This is a genomic window from Pseudomonas sp. StFLB209, assembly GCF_000829415.1.
In the GTDB taxonomy this organism is placed as follows: domain Bacteria; phylum Pseudomonadota; class Gammaproteobacteria; order Pseudomonadales; family Pseudomonadaceae; genus Aquipseudomonas.
Genome location: NZ_AP014637.1, coordinates 167,895 through 185,717 on the forward strand (window position 1 = coordinate 167,895; position 17,823 = coordinate 185,717).

A 17,823-nucleotide genomic window follows, 5' to 3' on the forward strand; every position below is an offset into this window, starting at 1 on the left:
CATGAGTTTTATCAGTATCGAAAAGCTGCAAAAGAGCTACACCGGCACGCCTGTGTTCAGCGACATCAACCTGCACATCGACCAAGGGGAGTTCATTACCCTGCTCGGCCCGTCCGGGTGTGGCAAGTCGACGCTGCTGCGCTGCATTGCCGGGCTGACACCGGTGGACAGCGGGCGCATCCTGCTCGACGGCCAGGACCTGGTGCCGCAAACCCCGCAAAAGCGTAACATCGGCATGGTGTTCCAGAGCTACGCGCTGTTCCCCAACATGAGCGTGGAGCAGAACGTCGCCTTCGGCCTGCGCATGCAGAAGGTCAGCGCTGACGACAGCCAACGCCGGGTCAGTGAAATTTTGCAGTTGGTCGAACTGCAGGATTTTGCCAAACGCTACCCACACCAGTTGTCCGGCGGCCAATGCCAGCGGGTGGCCCTGGCCCGTTCGCTGGTGACCCGCCCGCGCCTGCTGCTGCTCGATGAGCCGCTGTCGGCACTGGATGCGCGGATTCGCAAACACCTGCGTGAACAGATCCGCGCCATCCAGCGTGAGCTGGGCCTGACCACGATCTTCGTCACCCATGACCAGGAAGAAGCCCTGACCATGTCGGACCGCATCGTGCTGATGAATCAGGGTCAGATCGTCCAGAGCGGCGACGCCGAAACGCTCTACACCGCACCGGTGGATGCCTTCGCTGCGGGCTTTATCGGCAACTACAACCTGCTCGACGCCCAGACCGCCAGCCGCCTGCTGCAACGCCCGGTCGACAGCCGCATCGCCATCCGCCCGGAGGCCATCGAACTGAGCAGCAGCGGCGAGCTGGCCGGCGAAATCGTCAGCCACAGCCTGCTGGGCAACGTGATCCGTTACCGCGTGCAGGTCAACGGCGTGGCGCTGGTAGTCGACGTGCTCAACCGCTCGGCAGCGGACCTGCAGCCCGACGGGCAGGCAGTGGGGCTGAACATCGAACCCGCCGCGATTCGCCATCTGCAGTAGGAGCGAGGTTGCTGGCGAAAAAAATCAGCCCTGACGCAACATCTCGGGCGTCTGGACGACAGCTTTCGCGACCAAGCTCGCTCCCACAAGGTACAGTGTCGCCATCACGCTCATAAAGGACCCTATCAATGCCCGTAGCGATTTTCGATCTGGACGAAACCCTCATCGATGGTGACTGCTCCACCTTATGGTGCGAGCAGATGGGCCGCCTGGGCTGGGTCGACCCGGCCTCGTTCATGCGCCGCAACGACGAGATGATGGAGGCCTACAAAGCCGGTGAACTGGCCATGGAGGACTACATGGCGTTCAGCCTGGAGCCAATGGCTGGCCGTACTCCTGAAGAGATCGAGCATTTGGTCGGCCCCTGGGTCGAGGACTTCATTGAGCCGATCATCTTTTCCGATGCCTGCAAGGCCATCGCCGAACACCGCGCAAAAGGCGACCGAATTCTGGTGATCTCTGCCTCTGGCGTGCATCTGGTGGCGCCGATCGCCGAGCGCTTGGGTATCGATGAAGTGCTGGCCATTGATCTGGACATACAGCATGGTCATTACAGCGGCGCCACAACCGGCGTGCTGACCTACCAGCAAGGCAAGGTCACCCGCCTGCTGGAATGGCTCGACGCCGAAGGCGAGAACCTTGAAGGCGCCAGTTTCTATTCCGATTCACGCAACGACCTGCCCTTGCTGCAGACCGTTGACCACCCGCATGCGGTCAATCCTGACCCGCTGCTGCTGGCCCACGCGCAACAGGCCGGCTGGCCGGTGCATGCCTGGAAATAGACTGGCGCCTGGGCGGGTCAGCTCAGGCTGCCATCAATGATCAGCACCAGCTTGCCCGACACCTGGTTGCTGGCAAGCTCTTCGAAAGCCGCCTGGGCCTGTTCGATCGGGTAAGTCCGCGCCAGCTGCGGGCTGAGCCGGCCTTCGGCGAACAGCGGCCAGACCTGCTGGCCGAGGTCGCTGAGCAAGTCGGCCTTGAACTGATCATCGCGGCTGCGCAGGGTCGAGCCCAGCAACTGAATACGCTTGCCCAGCACGTGGGCCAGGTCGAGCTGGGCATGGCGCCCGCCCATCATGCCGATCAGCACCCAGCGACCGTCCTGGGCCAGCAGTTTGAGGTTGGCATTGGAATAATCTTCGCCACCGACCGGATCGAGGATCGCGTCAAACGGGCCAAGCGCTTTCAGCCCATCCAGACCTTCGCTGCGTAGCACACCGCCCTGGGCACCGAGCTGAACACAATAGTCCAGCCGCTCAGCGGAGCCGACACTGACCCAGACCGGGCTGCCAAAAGCCTTGCAGAGCTGAATCGCGGCTGAACCAACGCCACTTGCACCGGCGTGCAGCAAGACCTTTTCGCCAGGCTTGATGGCTGCCAGCTGGAACAGGTTCAGCCAGGCCGTGGCGTACACCTCCGGCAACGCTGCCGCTTCGGCCAGGCCCAGGTTTTCCGGGACCGGCAGAACATGGCGGGCATCGACCACCACCTCTTCAGCCATGCCGCCCCCGGCCAGCAGGGCGCAGACCCGGTCACCGACCTGCCAACTGCTGCCCGGCCCTACCTCGGCGATCACCCCGGCGCACTCCAGACCAAGTATTTCGCTGGCTCCAGGCGGTGGCGGGTACTTGCCTTCGCACTGCAGCAGGTCGGCGCGGTTGAGACCGGCAGCCGCCACCTTGATTCGTACTTGTCCTACATCGAGGGCTGGACTTGTGCTGTCAGCCCATTCCACATGTCCGTTAACGCCTTGCAATGCCTTCACAGTGCCTCCATAGTGAGTCAGGACTGAGCCCGCGGCCTATGCCGGGGGCTTTTGCATTATGCGACCGGGTCCATGGAACCGGCGATCTCTAAGACGGCCTAATATGCGTTATCAATTGTCTCCGCGTCGAATCAGCATGAAGCATTTTATCCCGAGCACCGCCCTCGCACTGCTCATCGGCCTGGCCACCCTGCCGATGTCAGCCAGCACCTTTGCCGCCAACAGCTGGGACAAGCTTCAGCCTGATCGCGACGAAGTGATTGCCAGCCTGAATGTCGTGGAGCTGCTCAAGCGCCACCACTACAGCAAGCCGCCACTGGACGACAAGCGTTCGGTCATCATCTACAACAGCTACCTCAAGCTGCTCGACCCCTCGCGCAGCTACTTTCTGGCCAGCGACGTCGCCGAGTTCGACAAATGGCAGACCCAGTTCGACGATTTTCTCAAAAGCGGCGACCTGAACGCCGGCTTCACCATCTACAAGCGCTACCTCGACCGCAGCAAGTCGCGCATGGACTTTGCCCTGGCTGAACTGAACAAGGGCGTCGACAAGCTCGACTTCAACGCCAAGGAAACCCTGCTGGTCGACCGCAAGGACGCGCCATGGCCGAAAACCGCCGCCGAGATGGACGACTTGTGGCGCAAGCGCCTCAAGGATGAAGTCCTGCGCCTGAAGATCGCGGGCAAAGAACCGGCCAAGATTCAGGAGACCCTGACCAAGCGCTACAAGAACCAGCTGTCGCGCCTGAACCAGACCCGCGCCGAAGACATCTTCCAGGCGTACCTGAACTCCTTCGCGATGTCTTACGACCCGCACACCAACTACCTGTCACCTGACAGCGCAGAGAATTTCGACATCAACATGAGCCTGTCGCTCGAAGGCATCGGTGCGGTGCTGCAGAGCGACAGCGACAACGTCAAGATCGTGCGCCTGGTGCCGGCCGGTCCTGCGGCCAAGACCAAGCAGGTCTCGACCGCCGACAAGATCATCGGCGTCGCCCAGGGCGACAAGGAAATGGTCGACGTGATCGGCTGGCGTCTCGATGAGGTGGTCAAGCTGATTCGCGGCCCGAAAGGCTCGGTGGTGCGCCTGGAAATCATCCCGGCCAGCAATGCGCCGAACGACCAGACCAGCAAGGTGGTGTCGATCACCCGCGAAGCGGTCAAGCTTGAAGAGCAGGCGGCCAAGAAGTCGATCCTCAACCTCAAGCAGGACGGTCGCGACTACAAGCTCGGCGTCATCGAAATCCCGGCCTTCTACCTGGACTTCAAGGCCTACCGCGCTGGCGATCCGGAGTACAAGAGCACCACCCGTGACGTGAAGAAACTGCTCACCGAGCTGCAGGCCGAGAAGGTCGACGGCCTGGTACTGGACCTGCGCAACAACGGCGGTGGCTCGCTGCAGGAAGCCACTGAGCTGACCAGCCTGTTTATCGAGAAAGGCCCGACCGTGCTGGTGCGTAACGCCGACGGCAAGGTCGATGTGCTCGAAGACGAAGCCAAAGGCGCCTTCTATAAAGGCCCGATGGCGGTACTGGTCAACCGGCTCTCGGCTTCGGCTTCGGAGATCTTCGCCGGCGCCATGCAGGACTATCATCGCGCACTGATCATCGGTGGCCAGACCTTCGGCAAAGGCACCGTGCAGACCATCCAGCCGCTCAACCACGGCGAACTGAAGCTGACCCTGGCCAAGTTCTACCGGGTGTCCGGGCAAAGCACCCAGCACCAGGGTGTGGTGCCGGACATTACCTACCCGTCCTTGATCGACACCAAGGAAATCGGTGAAAGCGCTCTGCCTGAAGCCATGCCATGGGACAGCATCCCGCCGCGCATCCGCCCGGCAAGCGACCCGTTCAAGCCGTTCCTGGCGCAGTTGCAGGCGCGCCATGACCAGCGCAAGGTCAAGGACGCCGAGTTCGTGTTCATCGAAGACCGTCTGGCCCTGGCCCGCAAGCTGATGAGCGAGAAGAGCGTCAGCCTCAACGAGATCGATCGTCGCGCCGAACACACCGCCATCGAGAATCAGCAACTGGCGCTGGAAAACACCCGGCGCAAGGCCAAAGGCGAAGAACCGCTCAAGGAGCTGAAAAAGGAAGACGAAGAGGCGCTGCCAGTGGAAGACGAGAAGACCAAACCCGAGGATGACGCCTACTTGGCCGAAACCGGGCGCATCCTTATCGACTATCTGGGCCTGAGTGCCACGGTGGCGAAAAAGTGATAGAGGTCAGATGGCGATAGCATAGTGCCAATCTGTCATCATACAGTCATGAAACTGTCGTGAAATAAGGGTCTGCTGACAACGTCAAGCAGACCCTTATTTTTTGCAGTCTTGCAGTAGAGATCGCCATGACCGTGACTGAACAACTGAGCGCCCTGGGTTCCATCCTGGCACAGGGTGATTTGCACAGCTTGTTCCAGCCCATCGTCATGCTTTCAGAGCGTCGCGTGCTGGGCTATGAAGCCCTGACCCGCGGCCCGTCCAACAGCCCCTTGCACTCGCCCATCAGCCTGTTCGCCGTGGCTCGCCAGGCCGGCCGTCTGAGCGAACTGGAACTGGCCTGCCGCGAGAGCGCATGCCGGCGCTTCAGCCAGCAACAACTGCCGGGCAAACTGTTTCTCAACGTCTCCCCCGAGTCGCTGCTCGAAGCCTCGCATCCGCCGGGACGCACCCTGAAGATGCTGCAGCGCTACAACATCGAGCCGCAGAACGTGGTCATCGAGCTGACCGAGCAGACCCCCACTGACGACTTCGACCTGCTCTACAAGGCTTTACACCACTACCGCGACATGGGCTTTTCGATTGCCCTGGACGATTTGGGCGCCGGCTATTCCAGCCTGCGGCTGTGGTCGGAGTTGCGCCCGGACTACGTGAAGATCGACAGGCACTTTATCGACGGCATTCATCAGGATGCCGTGAAGCGCGAATTCGTCGGTTCCATGCTGCAGATGGCCAAGGCATCGCGGGCGACGGTGATCGCCGAAGGCATCGAACTGGCGGATGAACTGGCGGTACTCACCGAAATGGGCATCGATCTGGTTCAAGGTTATCTGCTGGCCCGTCCTCAGGAATGCCCGCCGCGTGATGCCGGGCGCATGCTGCCCAAGGCCGAAGCCGCGCTGGTGCCGCTCAACGAAGACAACGCCGACCTCAGCGTGCTGCTGATCGCCCAGGCGGCGGTCAGCAGTGACACGCCCACGGCAAAAGTGCTCGATGCCTTCCGCCAGCAAGCCAATCTCAACTCGGTGGCGGTGCTGGATGCCAATTCCCGGCCTTGCGGCATCGTGCATCGACACTCGCTTTCAGAAGCCCTGCTCAAGCCCTTTGCCACCGAGCTGTTCGCCCGCAAGCCAATCAGCCGGTTGATGAGCGATGATTTTCTTGCCGTCGAGCTGAGCCAATCGCTGCAACAGGTCAGCCGCCTGCTGACCAGCCGCGCCCGCCAGCGCATCGAAGAAGACTTTATCATCACCAGCAACGGTGCCTATCTGGGGCTGGGCCGGCTGATCGACGTGCTCAAACTGATCACCGAGCAGAAGATCCAGCAAGCCCGTTACGCCAACCCGCTGACCTTGCTGCCCGGCAACGTGCCGATCCAGCAATGCCTGACGAGGGTGCTGCAACAACAGCGCGAGGCGGTGATCTGCTACGTCGATATCGATAGCTTCAAGCCGTTCAACGATATCTACGGCTACGCGCGCGGTGACGAAGTGTTGCTCTGCCTGGCGCACTGCCTGAACGAACGTATCGACCCCAGCCGCGACTTCGTCGGGCATATCGGCGGTGACGACTTTCTGATGGTGCTGGGGGTGGAAGACTGGGAGAAACGCCTGCAGGTGCTGCTGGAGGACTTCCAGAATCAGTGCCGGCGCTTTTACCGCGCCGAGCACCTGCAAGCCGGCTGCTTCAACGCCTTGAACCGCCAGGGCGTGCGCCAGGAGTTTGCCCTGCTGTCGCTGTCGATCGGGGTGGTGTACCTGCGCGTGGAGGCCTGCGCGCAGATCGATGCCAGCCAGTTGGCGGACCTGGCGTCACAGGCCAAGCACTACGCCAAGGATGTGATCGGCGCCAGTATCCATTGCATCGATACCGCGCGGGTTGAGGAGTTGAGTGGCATCTGAGCCGGATAATCGCTTAACTGATCGGCATTACCCAACAGGAGTGGCTTTAGCCGCGAAGGCTTCGCCGCTGAAGCGGCTCCTACAGGGCCCTACGCGATGGCAAGACGGCGGCCTGGCCAAACAACCTCAAGCCTACGGCAGGTGCTGGCCGGCCTCATGCACCAGCCAGTCATGCACCGCGCGCCGTGATGGCGTGCTCAATGCGCCTTCGCGGTACACCAGCACGTACTTTTTACGCGCCTTGATCGGCTGGCCAAACGGCACGATCAGCGAGCCTTCCACCAGTTCGTTGGTGATCAGGGTCTTGCGCGCGATGGCCACGCCCATGCCCATGCGCGCCGCCTCGATGGTCAGGTGGTTGCGGTTGAACGTGTGGCCACGGCGCACATCCACCCCCTCGGCGCCAATCGCCGTCAGGTAAAACTCCCACTCGGCGTATTCGTAGCTGCCGCGCCAGGCGGTGATGTCGTGCAGCAGCGGGTAATGCACCAACTGGCTGGGGCCGTCCAGCGGCGGCCGGCCTTCCAGCAGTTTCGGCGAGCACACCGGGTACAACTCTTCTTCCAGCAACGGCGTGGTCTGCAACCCTGGGTAGCTGCCGTCGTTAAGGTCAATGGCCAGATCGAAATCATCGTCGCGCAGCGAGCCGCTGCTGTCCTCGGCGATCACCCGCAACTGGATGTCGGGAAACGCCTGTTGCAGACGCGGCAGGCGCGGCATCAGCCACTTGTGCAAAAAGGACGGGATCGAGCGCAGCTTGAACACCCCGCCGATCTGCCCGGAATACAACAGGCGCAACTCATCGCTGATGCGCCCCTGCACCTCGTTGGCGACCAGCGCCAGACGCTGGCCTTCGGCGGTCAGTTCCAGACCACGGCCGACCCGGTGAAACAGGGCAAAGCCCAGGCGCTCTTCGAGCTGGCGCATTTGCTGGCTGATCGCGCCAGGGGTGACGTGCAGCTCATCGGCGCAGCGGGTAAAGGACAGATGTCGTGCGGCACAGGCAAACACCTGTAGCCAGGCATGCATCTGGGCATTGACGATTCGGCTCATTGAACAGTTCCGCTAAAGCGTTGCATAGGAACAATCGTTTGTCGTTTCAGGACCGCCAGCCAAAGATAAAGCCATCAGATGGGGCCTGTTGCCTCAGGCTATTTATCCGAGGGTTACACGACATGGCTATCAGCGTCTTCGACATGTTCAAAATCGGCATCGGGCCGTCCAGTTCGCATACCGTCGGGCCGATGCGTGCCGGTGCAACCTTCGTGACCGACCTGCGCAAGCACAATCTGCTGCCGAGCGTGGAACGAATTGAAGTGCGATTGTACGGGTCTCTGTCGGCCACGGGTATCGGCCATGCCAGCGACCGCGCCACCGTGATGGGGCTGATGGGCGAATGGCCCGACCGCGTCGACATCGTCGATGTCAATCAGCGCGTCGAAAACCTGCTCAAGGACCAGCGCCTGAACGTCGCAGGCGAGCAGGACATCGAGTTTATCTGGGCACGCGACATGCTGCTGCTCGACGAAAGCCTGCCCTTCCACCCCAACGGCATGACGATTTGCGCCTATGGCGCGACCGGCGAGTTGTACGAGCAAACCTACTACTCGATCGGCGGCGGCTTCATCATCAATGCCGAGCAGGCCGCCAGCGGTCAGCTGGACGGTGACAGTACCGAACTGCCTTATGACTTCTCCAGTGCCAAGGAGCTGCTGCGCCTGTGCAAGACGCACAACCTGAGCATTTCGGCGTTGATGATGGAGAACGAAAAGTGCTGGCGCAGTGAAGCAGAAATCCGCGTCAAGATTCTCGATATCTGGGCTGCCATGCAGGCTTGCGTCAACAAAGGCCTGAGCGAACAAGGCATTCTGCCCGGCGGCCTGAATGTGCGTCGTCGCGCCTGGCGCTTGCACCAGAGCCTGCTGGAGGTGGGCAAGGCCAACGTGATCGGCTCGACCCTCAGCGCCATGGAGTGGGTCAACCTGTTCGCCCTGGCGGTCAACGAAGAAAACGCCGCCGGCGGGCGCATGGTCACCGCGCCCACCAACGGTGCGGCGGGTATTGTCCCGGCGGTACTGCATTACTTCATGAAATTCAACCCGGCGGCCAATGACGACGATGTGGTGCGGTTTTTCCTCAGTGCCTCGGCAGTGGGCATCCTGTGCAAGAAAAACGCTTCGATCTCCGGCGCCGAAGTGGGCTGTCAGGGTGAAGTCGGCTCGGCCTGCGCCATGGCGGCGGCCGGCATCGCAGAGATTCTCGGCGCCACCCCACAGCAGGTGGAAAACGCCGCAGAAATCGGCCTGGAACACAATCTGGGCCTGACCTGCGACCCGGTCGGCGGGCTGGTGCAAGTGCCGTGCATCGAGCGCAACGCGATTGCCGCAGTGAAAGCCATCAACGCAGCACAAATGGCCTTGCGCGGCGACGGTGAGCACTTCATTTCCCTCGACCAGGCGATCCGCACCATGCGCGACACCGGCGCGGACATGCACGATAAATACAAGGAAACCTCGCGCGGTGGCCTGGCGGTCAGCCTGGTAGAGTGCTGAGGCCTGGCGTCTCGTGGTTGTTGTAGGAGCAGCTTTAGCTGCGAAGGCGTTTCGTAGATTGCCTTTCCCGGCTAATCTTCCCTGCTAAAGCAGGTCCTACAAACTAAAGCAGGTCCTACAAACTAACGCCGAGCAAGCGATCGATTACCCCTGACGTTTGACCGGATCGGCTGCGGCGGCATGCCGGCGGCTGGCGCGCTCTTTGACATCACGCACCAGCGCGGCAAGATCCCGGCCGCCGGTCAGGCTGGCGACCGGAATCCCAGGCACGAGCAATTCGCGGGCGTGGCTCTCGGGGTTGAGCAACTCCAGAGTGATGGTGCCTTCTTGGGAAATCGTGCAGCGGCAAGGCGTGGGGGCAAACGCTTTTTCCAGAATATGGCGCAGCTCGTTGTGCGAAAACATCAGAACATCCCTTCATCCGTATCGTTGGTTAGCGAGTGAGTCAAGTTCAAAACCTTAGTCTAGACCGCTCAGTGCAACGTTCAGTGATTTCGCCCGGAATACGACCAAAGTCTCAAAGCTCAGCCCAGCATGTCGCTGATCCAGCGCACCTGCTGACTGATGTCCTGGACCTTGTCCTGCGCCACCGCCTGACGGGCCTTGGCGAAGCCTTTGAGGGTCTGCTGCTTCTGCCGCAGGACCCGTTGCCACTTGTTCAAAAATGCCGGGCTGCGAACCTGCAATTGCACCGGGCCGAAGTACAGTTGCTCGGCGCTGTAGCTCACCGGCCCGCTACGTTCAGCGACAATGATTTCATAATCAAAGCGGTTCTCCCGCAACGCCTCCTCAGCCAGGATGCAATAGCCGTTATCCATCAGCCACTGGCGCAGTTCCCGCTCGCCGCCATTGGGCTGCATGATCAGCCGTTCGGCGCCGCTCAATCGCGCCCTGCCCGCCTGAAGAATGTCACGGATGGTTTCGCCGCCCATACCACACAGGCTGATCGCGGTGATTGCATCATGAGCTTCGATTGCCGCCAGACCGTCAGCCAGACGCACGCTGATCTGCGCCTGCAGGCCATATTCACGTACCGTGCGGGTTGCTGCATGAAAGGGCGTCAACGCCACCTCGCCGGCCACCGCCGAAGCAATCACCCCGCGCTGCACCAAGGCGACCGGCAGGTAGCCGTGGTCCGAGCCGATATCGATAAACCGGGCACCTGCGGGCACGTGAGCGGCAACGCGCTCCAGGCGCATGGACAAAGTCTGTTGGTTCACCGGCAGCCCCTTCAAGCACGCGCATCTGGCCCGGATGGCCAGAACGGGGCGCGACTTTATCGGGCAATGCCGGGGTTTTCAAATCGGCGTTCAGGATAAACAACCTGCCGGTCATCACGCCCGGCGCTGCTCCTGCTCCCGGGTGATTTGCTCCTGGCGGGAAAACGCTTGGCGCACCTGCTGGACCAGACCGGAAATCGCTCGGGCCGAGTTCAGTTCCCTGGCATTGAGATTATTGGCGACAAACGCCGGATGGCCGTATTCAGGACGATAAAGACTGATGGTCATCAAGTGATCGGGGCTGATCGTGCACAGGCATTTGGTTGGCAGAAAGCCGGATTCGATAATCTGACGTAATTCGAGGGACGACATCATGCTTGATCTCCACGGCCAGACAGTGGCCTATGGCTAATGGATGAAGCACGGGAGAAATCGTTCCGGGAATTAGCTGAGCGGTTGCTTGTGCCTGGCATACAACCGCCCAGCGTTGACATCCTCCCCGGCCTGAAGGCCGGAGATTCCTACGGCGCTCAGGCGCGGCATCGAGCCGCCCCCGAGTCGCTTCGGTGGGTTCCTGCTGCTGGCGCCATGACCTCTGCGCTCACTTCACAGGCTAACCGGGCGTGTCCCGCCCTTAGTACATTGATCGCCGCCGACCACATCGGCGTTGCCTTCAAAACCACATCCCACACACCTGAACAGCGCCTGCGTCTGGCGGTTGGCCGCCGACACATGGCCGCAACACGGGCACCTGCGGCTGGTATTTTGCGGCGGCACGGCAATCAGCCAGCCGCCGCGCCATGCCAGCTTGTAGTCCAGCTGGCGACGGAACTCGAACCAGCCCTGATCGAGGATGGCCCTGTTCAGGCCTGACTTGGTCCGAACGTTTCTTCCCGGTGCCTCGGCCGTGCCTGCCGCCGACCTGGACATATTCCGTACCTGCAAGTCCTCGATACACACCATCGCGTGGTTTTGGCTGATCGTGGTGGAGCACTTGTGCAGATAGTCGCGGCGGGCATTGCCGATGCGCGAGTGAATGCGCTGGACGCAGGCTTTCGCCTTGTTCCAGTTGCGGCTGAATCTGACCTTGCGGCTCATCGCCTGCTGCGCTTTGCACAGCGCGGTCTCATGGCGTTTGAAGCTGTTAAGGGGTGCGTAGAACGAGCCATCCGAAAGCGTGGCGAACCGGGCAATGCCCATGTCGATGCCAACTGCCGCACCCTGCGCCGTGGGCTGCTCATCGATCTCTCGTTCGGTCTGGATGCTCACGAACCACTTGCCACACGACTGGCTCACGGTGATGTTCTTCACCGTGCCAGGCACCTCGCGGCTGTTGCGGTAGCGCAGCCAGCCCAGCTTTGGCAGAAACAGGCGGCTGTTGGTCTGGTCGAGCTTGATCTGTTTCGGGTCGGGATAGCGGAAACTGTCGCGCTGCCCCTTCTTCTTGAACCGGGGAAAGTCGGCTCGCTTGGCGAAGAAGTTGGTGTAGGCCCGCTCCAGATCCTTGAGGCTCTGTTGCAAGGGGTGAACAGGCGCATCGGCCAGCCATGCGGTTTGCGGGCTATTGCGCCATTCGGTCAGCAACTTGCACAGGCCCGCATAGCCGAGCTTGTTCTCGCCTTGCTCGTGGCGCTCCTTCTGCAACGCCAGCGCCTTGTTGAAGACGAAGCGACAGGAACCCGCAAAGCGGCGCATTTGCCGCTCCTGCTGACCGTCTGGCATGAGTTCGTACTTGAAGGCTTGAAGTCGTTGCATGCTGCTCTTGAGCCATGAGCAATGAAGACGACATTAGGCGCGGACGGCACGGTGTTTTCAAGATGCATGCCCATGGGGTCTTTGTAACGAAAGATCGCTGTAGAGGGGCATACTGTGTCGCCGTATTACTGCGCATCATCCTGTGGCGGTGCGAACATCGAACAGCAGCAGACACCCCACTGCAACCAGGGACGGCTACGCCGTCCGCGCTATCCTTCCCCGCCCTGAACGGCGGGGCTTGTCGCGCCCCGATGGTCAGCTAGATGCCGATGCGGGCCAATTGCTCGCGGATCTGCTCAAGCGTCTTGCCTCGGGTGTCCACGTTCGCACCGGTGGCACGAATCTGGCCGATTTCCTCATCGCTCAAGCCCAGGCAGCGAAGCTTGTCTGTCCATTGTTGCAAGCGTGCCGGGGCGGTATCACTGGCATTAGGGCCCTGCGCATTGCGCTGGCACACCTGGCACTGGTCATCAGGAAACCGCTTGGTCCCCCAGGTCCCCGGTCGGCGGTACTCGTACAGGCCACAGTCGCAGCGGCACAGCCATAGCGTGCCCTTGCCCGAACGGCTGGCGCGATACCAGGCAATGGCGGTCATCGTGCCGCGGCGTTTGCCGGTATGGTCGGCGGCGTTCAGCGGTCGGGGTGAGAGGTTGGGTAAAGCGTCGGTACAAAAGGTGCGGTGGCGTATGGGGCTATGCATAGGTCTGGCTCCAACTTGAATTATGGAGCTGCCACCAATCGCCGCGACGCAATTGTGGGTGGCAGCCGTGCGCGGGTTCGCGGACCGGGCAAGTTGGCACCCGGCAGACCCGAAGGTCTCCCACGCACGACCACCATGAATCGACATTGCAGCCATAAAAATCTGCAAAGGACATGGGGCGCTTGTGCGCCAACTTGTATTGCGGGCCGCGACGCCCGTTGTCAGCAATGTGACGGGGCGCAAGATACGCGCCGAGGCACGAGGGTGCAAGCCTCGCACAGCACCACAGCCTTGACGCGAACCTGGCCCATCCAGGTACAAACCCAGGGGCGGCAATGGCTGGCAAAGACGGCGGCACATTCGCGCATGCAAGCACTCGCGTGCTTATTCCACAATCGTGGGTGTATCCCCGTCCCCCAAACAGATCGTCAACTGCTGGCCTTGCTTGTTGAAGGCGCAATGGGGCAGTGCTTGCTGCTTCAAGGCGGCCAGTGGCACGGCTACAAAAAATCCACTCAGCGCTGTCGCTACCACTATTTTTCCGAATATTTTTAACCCGGAAAGTGAGGCTCTTTTGGTCGCCGTTTTTGCCCTTCGATAGGCATAAAAACCACTGACGAGAATCGCTGCACCAATCAGCATGGCAACCGTGATGTCTGACCGTCCGGGGCTGTACAGCAGATTACCGTTGGCATCGTCCGGGTAATTCAGTTGCCACCAGCCGCCGATGCACAGTGGCAAAAGCCCGGCAGCGATCCAGGCCAGGATCGCCCCCGGTAGCCGCAGCAGGATGACCACTGTCAAGCCGAGTGTGGCGACGCCCAGGCCACCAAGGTACAGCTGGGTGCCCATGGCGCCGCCGAACAGGGTGCCGCTGACGTCCTTGGGTGTGAGAAGGGCCCAACTGAAGAACGTGATGTGCACAAGCACAGCACATACGGTAATCCAGCTCACTGGGAAGTAAAGCCATAGCCATCGGCTGTTGGAGTGAAGCATGTTCATGCTCGCGCAGTGACAGGAAAGCACGTCAAAGAAATAGGCGTGAAACGGGCGGGTGTCAGCTGAACATGCCGAGCGCCTGATTCGGCTGCCAGTGTGCAATGTGCTTTTTGGGATTGCATGGTTTTTTCGGCGAGGTGCTTGCCACTCAATTTCAGTGAGGCTCGCCTCGAGCGACGGGGCAGGAAGCGCTACCAAGAGTGTGCGATACAGCGGGATGTGTCCCCTGCAGGAATCGAACCTGCATCTAGCCCTTAGGAGGGGCTCGTTCTATCCGTTGAACTAAGAGGACCCGATAGATGATCTGACGGGCGTTGCCTGAGCGCCCTGTATCAGTGCTGGGCATTTTACGCAAAAACAAGGATTTAGCAAAAAATTCAGCCCGCTTCAGCGCGCAGGGTCATTCACCGGCCGATGCAGACCGCCAGGACGCGCTGACTCGTGCATCCGGATTTGGTTCCCGTGGCCGTCGTGCATTTTGCAACCCTGCAAATAGCCATCATTGCAAAACGCAACGCAAAAGCCGTTACATACAAATACAACTATTTGATTTAAAAGGGTTTTTTATTGAATTGCGCTTGGCATGCAGACTGCAATATTACCCGTGGCAGGCAGAACCTCTCTTCCATCTCCGGGCACAGGTACACGACTATGAACATGATCCTCACCGCGTTGAACGCAGTCGCTCTGGTAGCGCTGGTGACCTTTCATCTTCAAGGCACTGCCACCCCTGTCGAGCAGGTGAATATCGAGATTCAGAGTGGCCTGCAAAAACCTGCGCAACTGGCAGTGATGACTGACAAACGTGCCAACCCGGCTATGCTGACCAATGACACACAACAGATGCCCCGCGCCACCGGCAGTGCGACACAGCGCTGGGTGTTCTGAACCATTGCCTAGAACCGTGCCTCACACGCTTAAAGAGAAAGAGAGAGCCGCCATGTCCAAGTCCGCACTGTCGTTTCTGATCCTTACGTTGATGAGTGTTGCTGTAGACCTGTTGCTGCCCGAGCAAGCGCTGGCCTTGAATCTGGCTGCCAGGATCGCTGGCGGTGTGTTTGTCAGCCTGTTCCTCGGCGCGCTGGTCGTCGGCCGCCGCTTCAAGTTTGATCCCGTTCTGCGCTGAGCCCTTCGCACCTCTGCTACTGCTGATGGTTGTACTGGTCACCTGGCCTGCTGGCTGCGACCGGATCATCAGCTCGGGTCACGTACCCGCCCCGCCTGCAACGTCTTTTTACGCCTTATTCACCTCCCGTTCAGCACGTTGGTCGGAGCGCATTCGTATTCGCGGCCAGAAACAACTACGCTCTGAGTACAGATAGCCATGATGGCAAAAAGCAGTCAGGCGATCAGGGAGATCGTTGGAAGGGTGAACGGGGACACGCTATGCAAATTCGTTCGCAATTCTGATAATCGGTGCTGGCCATACGCCTTTATCTGAGTCAATATTTGTCACAGAATTGACGCCAAGGTTCCGACGTAATGGGGCATGATGCTGACCCCTTGATAGCGCGGTTGAACATTTAGCCAAAAGTGCTGTCACACAAGGACAAACTTGCGGCCACTTGCTAGAACCGCTTCCCCTGAACTAACCGGTTAAATATATGAGCCCTATGAAACAGGCTACTTATTCCAGCCGTACGGCTGACAAGTTCGTCGTCCGCTTACCCGATGGCATGCGTAATCGTGTGCAAGAGGTAGCTAAAAACCACCACCGCAGCATGAACTCGGAAATCATCGCACGGCTCGAGCAGAGCCTCATTCAGGAAGGCGCTTTTGGCGACGAGCCAGCTGTGCGCCTTGATAGCCCTGAGCTGACGCTGAGCGAGCGTGAACTGCTGCAACGTTTCCGCCAGCTCTCTCATCGGCAACAGAACGCCCTGGTGTCTCTGATTGCCCATGACACTGAACTGGCGGCTGAAGAGTCGTAAGTATCAAGTAAAACCTCAAGCCAGCTCACCAAGCTGGCTTTTTTTCACTGTAGTACCGCTCCCGTTTAGTTGTAGGAAGCTTCTTCAAAGTACAAAAAAACCGCCACTAAGGGCGGTTTTTTTGTGAGCCTGATTCAGAGCAGGAATATCGTCGCCAGCCCCAGGAAGATGAAGAAACCACCACTGTCGGTCATGGCCGTAATCATCACACTGGCGCCCATGGCCGGATCCTTGCCGACCTTGACCAGGGTCATGGGAATGATCACCCCCATGAACGCCGCCAGCAGCAGGTTGAGGGTCATGGCCGCGGTCATCACCACGCCCAGCGACCAACTGTCGTATAGCACATAGGCCACCACGCCGATCACCCCACCCCAGACCAGGCCATTGATCAGCGACACGGCCAGCTCTTTACGCAGTAAACGGGCAGTGTTGCCGGTGCTGACCTGGTCGAGCGCCATGGCCCGTACGATCATGGTGATGGTCTGGTTGCCCGAGTTACCGCCAATGCCCGCCACGATCGGCATCAGCGCAGCCAGCGCCACGAGCTTCTCGATCGAGCCTTCGAACAGGCCGATCACTCGCGACGCCAGGAACGCGGTGATCAGGTTGATCGCCAGCCAAGACCAGCGGTTGCGCAGCGAGCGCCAGACCGAAGCGAAGATGTCTTCGTCTTCACGCAGACCCGCCATGCTACGGACTTCACTTTCACTCTCTTCACGAATCAGATCGACCATTTCGTCGATAGTCAGACGACCGATCAGCTTGCCGCCCTTGTCCACCACCGGTGACGAAATCAGGTCATAACGCTCAAACGCCTGAGCCGCCTCATAGGCATCGCCGTCCGGGTGGAAGGTCACCGGGTCGTCAGCCATGACCTCGGCGACCTGTTTGTCCGGGTCATTGACCAGCAGGCGCTTGATCGGCAGCACCCCTTTGAGCACCCCGTCGTAATCGACCACGAACAGTTTGTCAGTGTGGCTGGGCAACTCCTTGAGACGACGCAGGTAGCGCAGCACCACCTCCAGGCTGACATCCTCGCGGATGGTCACCATCTGGAAGTCCATCAACGCCCCGACCTGCTCTTCTTCGTAGGACAGCGCCGAACGCACACGCTCACGCTGCTGGACGTCCAGCGCTTCCATCAACTCATGGACAACATCACGCGGCAGTTCCGGCGCCAGGTCGGCCAGTTCGTCGGCGTCCATTTCCTTGGCAGCGGCAAGCAACTCGTGATCGTCCATGTCGGCGATCAGGGTTTCCCGAACGGCGTCGGACACCTCAAGAAGGATGTCACCGTCACGCTCGGCCTTGACCAGCTGCCATACGGTCAGACGGTCTTCCAGCGGCAGGGCTTCAAGGATGTAGGCGACGTCGGCAGAGTGCAGGTCGTCGAGCTTGCGCTGCAATTCGACGAGATTCTGCCGGTGGACGAGGTTCTCGACCCGGTCCTGGTGCTGACCTTCCTGGCGGTGGGTCAGGTCTTCAACAATACGCTGGCGCTGCAACAGATCGATAACCTGAGCCAGGCGATCCTGCAGACTTTCCTGCGTTTTCTTTACTTCTCTTTCAGTCATAGGCGTACTCCACTCCCAGCAGGGAGCACGCCGGGAGATCAATCAGGTAGAGCTTGATTGTCAAAATCTGAGGTCAAATAACTACTGGGTAAGTCCATGGAGGTATTCCACAAGCCCCGGCGGGGCTGACGGGCGCAATCATACACCGCTTTGACCGTTTGGCACGCGTGAAAATTCGGGCAAGAACAAATGCTTGCGTCACAAACTTAACAAT

The 17,823-nt window shown here is 60.2% G+C and carries 16 protein-coding genes, 1 tRNA gene and 1 pseudogene; 8 read left to right on the forward strand and 10 right to left on the reverse strand.

Translation table 11 applies throughout. The features are described 5' to 3' along the window. Position 1 precedes the first annotated feature (1 nt). Both PSCI_RS00685 and PSCI_RS00690 read left to right on the forward strand, forming a co-directional pair. Positions 2–991 (forward strand): ABC transporter ATP-binding protein, encoded by a 990-nt coding sequence (locus tag PSCI_RS00685; RefSeq protein WP_045481467.1) that lies wholly within the window; start codon positions 2–4, stop codon positions 989–991. A 128-nt stretch (positions 992–1,119) separates the two neighbouring features. Further along, positions 1,120–1,773 carry an HAD family hydrolase gene (locus tag PSCI_RS00690; protein WP_045481470.1) on the forward strand — a complete coding sequence of 218 codons (654 nt, stop codon included), beginning with the start codon at positions 1,120–1,122 and terminating at the stop codon, positions 1,771–1,773. A 17-nt stretch (positions 1,774–1,790) separates the two neighbouring features. Here the strand turns inward: PSCI_RS00690 and PSCI_RS00695 are convergent, their stop codons facing one another. Continuing rightward, a complete protein-coding gene (locus tag PSCI_RS00695; protein ID WP_045481473.1) occupies positions 1,791–2,756 on the reverse strand; it encodes an NAD(P)H-quinone oxidoreductase in 966 nt (321 codons plus the stop codon). A 136-nt stretch (positions 2,757–2,892) separates the two neighbouring features. Between PSCI_RS00695 and PSCI_RS00700 the strand changes: the two genes are divergently transcribed. Beyond that, positions 2,893–4,974: a carboxy terminal-processing peptidase gene (locus PSCI_RS00700; protein WP_173426677.1), complete on the forward strand. Its 2,082-nt coding sequence runs from the start codon at positions 2,893–2,895 to the stop codon at positions 4,972–4,974. A gap of 128 nt (positions 4,975–5,102) precedes the next feature. Further along, positions 5,103–6,875: a bifunctional diguanylate cyclase/phosphodiesterase gene (locus tag PSCI_RS00705; protein ID WP_045481479.1), complete on the forward strand. Its 1,773-nt coding sequence runs from the start codon at positions 5,103–5,105 to the stop codon at positions 6,873–6,875. A 132-nt stretch (positions 6,876–7,007) separates the two neighbouring features. Here the strand turns inward: PSCI_RS00705 and PSCI_RS00710 are convergent, their stop codons facing one another. Beyond that, on the reverse strand, positions 7,008–7,928 hold the full coding sequence (locus tag PSCI_RS00710) for a LysR substrate-binding domain-containing protein (protein ID WP_045481482.1): 921 nt from the start codon (positions 7,926–7,928) through the stop codon (positions 7,008–7,010). A 122-nt stretch (positions 7,929–8,050) separates the two neighbouring features. Between PSCI_RS00710 and PSCI_RS00715 the strand changes: the two genes are divergently transcribed. Then, positions 8,051–9,427 (forward strand): L-serine ammonia-lyase, encoded by a 1,377-nt coding sequence (locus PSCI_RS00715; protein ID WP_045481485.1) that lies wholly within the window; start codon positions 8,051–8,053, stop codon positions 9,425–9,427. Between the two features lie 144 nt (positions 9,428–9,571). On the opposite strand, the gene PSCI_RS00720 is transcribed toward PSCI_RS00715, so the two are convergent. The 7 genes and pseudogenes from PSCI_RS00720 to PSCI_RS00750 all read right to left on the reverse strand — a co-directional run bounded on the left by PSCI_RS00720 (position 9,572) and on the right by PSCI_RS00750 (position 14,393). Then, positions 9,572–9,832, reverse strand: a complete 261-nt coding sequence (locus PSCI_RS00720; RefSeq protein ID WP_045481488.1) for a DUF1652 domain-containing protein — start codon at positions 9,830–9,832, stop codon at positions 9,572–9,574. Positions 9,833–9,951: 119 nt separating this feature from the next. Then, on the reverse strand, positions 9,952–10,647 hold the full coding sequence (locus tag PSCI_RS00725) for a tRNA (adenine(22)-N(1))-methyltransferase (RefSeq protein ID WP_045481491.1): 696 nt from the start codon (positions 10,645–10,647) through the stop codon (positions 9,952–9,954). A gap of 114 nt (positions 10,648–10,761) precedes the next feature. After that, complete coding sequence (locus PSCI_RS00730) at positions 10,762–11,022, reverse strand: DUF1652 domain-containing protein (protein WP_045481494.1); 261 nt, start codon at positions 11,020–11,022, stop codon at positions 10,762–10,764. Positions 11,023–11,177: 155 nt separating this feature from the next. Beyond that, positions 11,178–12,402, reverse strand: a pseudogene (locus PSCI_RS00735) (RNA-guided endonuclease InsQ/TnpB family protein). A 259-nt stretch (positions 12,403–12,661) separates the two neighbouring features. After that, positions 12,662–13,102 carry a hypothetical protein gene (locus PSCI_RS00740; protein ID WP_045481497.1) on the reverse strand — a complete coding sequence of 147 codons (441 nt, stop codon included), beginning with the start codon at positions 13,100–13,102 and terminating at the stop codon, positions 12,662–12,664. Between the two features lie 384 nt (positions 13,103–13,486). After that, positions 13,487–14,098, reverse strand: a complete 612-nt coding sequence (locus PSCI_RS00745; RefSeq protein ID WP_045481500.1) for a hypothetical protein — start codon at positions 14,096–14,098, stop codon at positions 13,487–13,489. A gap of 223 nt (positions 14,099–14,321) precedes the next feature. Beyond that, positions 14,322–14,393: transfer RNA gene (locus tag PSCI_RS00750), tRNA-Arg, on the reverse strand. 359 nt (positions 14,394–14,752) lie between these two features. Between PSCI_RS00750 and PSCI_RS00755 the strand changes: the two genes are divergently transcribed. The 3 genes from PSCI_RS00755 to PSCI_RS00765 all read left to right on the forward strand — a co-directional run bounded on the left by PSCI_RS00755 (position 14,753) and on the right by PSCI_RS00765 (position 16,032). Next, positions 14,753–14,989, forward strand: coding sequence for a hypothetical protein (locus PSCI_RS00755; RefSeq protein WP_045481503.1), 237 nt, complete (start codon positions 14,753–14,755; stop codon positions 14,987–14,989). Positions 14,990–15,041: 52 nt separating this feature from the next. Then, a complete protein-coding gene (locus tag PSCI_RS00760; protein ID WP_045481506.1) occupies positions 15,042–15,227 on the forward strand; it encodes a PA3371 family protein in 186 nt (61 codons plus the stop codon). A gap of 478 nt (positions 15,228–15,705) precedes the next feature. Next, positions 15,706–16,032, forward strand: coding sequence for an Arc family DNA-binding protein (locus PSCI_RS00765; protein ID WP_045481509.1), 327 nt, complete (start codon positions 15,706–15,708; stop codon positions 16,030–16,032). A 134-nt stretch (positions 16,033–16,166) separates the two neighbouring features. Here PSCI_RS00765 and mgtE read toward each other — a convergent pair whose 3' ends face one another. Then, positions 16,167–17,609 carry a magnesium transporter gene (gene mgtE / locus PSCI_RS00770; RefSeq protein WP_045481513.1) on the reverse strand — a complete coding sequence of 481 codons (1,443 nt, stop codon included), beginning with the start codon at positions 17,607–17,609 and terminating at the stop codon, positions 16,167–16,169. Positions 17,610–17,823 lie beyond the last annotated feature (214 nt).

Excerpts from the sequence above, each read along its gene's own strand:
- PSCI_RS00720 (WP_045481488.1), bottom strand. The coding sequence starts at position 9,832 with ATGTTTTCGCACAACGAGCTGCGCCATATTCTGGAAAAAGCGTTTGCC.
- PSCI_RS00710 (WP_045481482.1), bottom strand. The coding sequence starts at position 7,928 with ATGAGCCGAATCGTCAATGCCCAGATGCATGCCTGGCTACAGGTGTTT.
- PSCI_RS00730 (WP_045481494.1), bottom strand. The coding sequence starts at position 11,022 with ATGATGTCGTCCCTCGAATTACGTCAGATTATCGAATCCGGCTTTCTG.
- PSCI_RS00765 (WP_045481509.1), top strand. The coding sequence starts at position 15,706 with ATGAGCCCTATGAAACAGGCTACTTATTCCAGCCGTACGGCTGACAAG.
- mgtE (WP_045481513.1), bottom strand. The coding sequence starts at position 17,609 with ATGACTGAAAGAGAAGTAAAGAAAACGCAGGAAAGTCTGCAGGATCGC.
- PSCI_RS00700 (WP_173426677.1), top strand. The coding sequence starts at position 2,893 with ATGAAGCATTTTATCCCGAGCACCGCCCTCGCACTGCTCATCGGCCTG.
- PSCI_RS00685 (WP_045481467.1), top strand. The coding sequence starts at position 2 with ATGAGTTTTATCAGTATCGAAAAGCTGCAAAAGAGCTACACCGGCACG.
- PSCI_RS00745 (WP_045481500.1), bottom strand. The coding sequence starts at position 14,098 with ATGCTTCACTCCAACAGCCGATGGCTATGGCTTTACTTCCCAGTGAGC.
- PSCI_RS00705 (WP_045481479.1), top strand. The coding sequence starts at position 5,103 with ATGACCGTGACTGAACAACTGAGCGCCCTGGGTTCCATCCTGGCACAG.
- PSCI_RS00760 (WP_045481506.1), top strand. The coding sequence starts at position 15,042 with ATGTCCAAGTCCGCACTGTCGTTTCTGATCCTTACGTTGATGAGTGTT.
- PSCI_RS00715 (WP_045481485.1), top strand. The coding sequence starts at position 8,051 with ATGGCTATCAGCGTCTTCGACATGTTCAAAATCGGCATCGGGCCGTCC.
- PSCI_RS00755 (WP_045481503.1), top strand. The coding sequence starts at position 14,753 with ATGAACATGATCCTCACCGCGTTGAACGCAGTCGCTCTGGTAGCGCTG.
- PSCI_RS00690 (WP_045481470.1), top strand. The coding sequence starts at position 1,120 with ATGCCCGTAGCGATTTTCGATCTGGACGAAACCCTCATCGATGGTGAC.
- PSCI_RS00740 (WP_045481497.1), bottom strand. The coding sequence starts at position 13,102 with ATGCATAGCCCCATACGCCACCGCACCTTTTGTACCGACGCTTTACCC.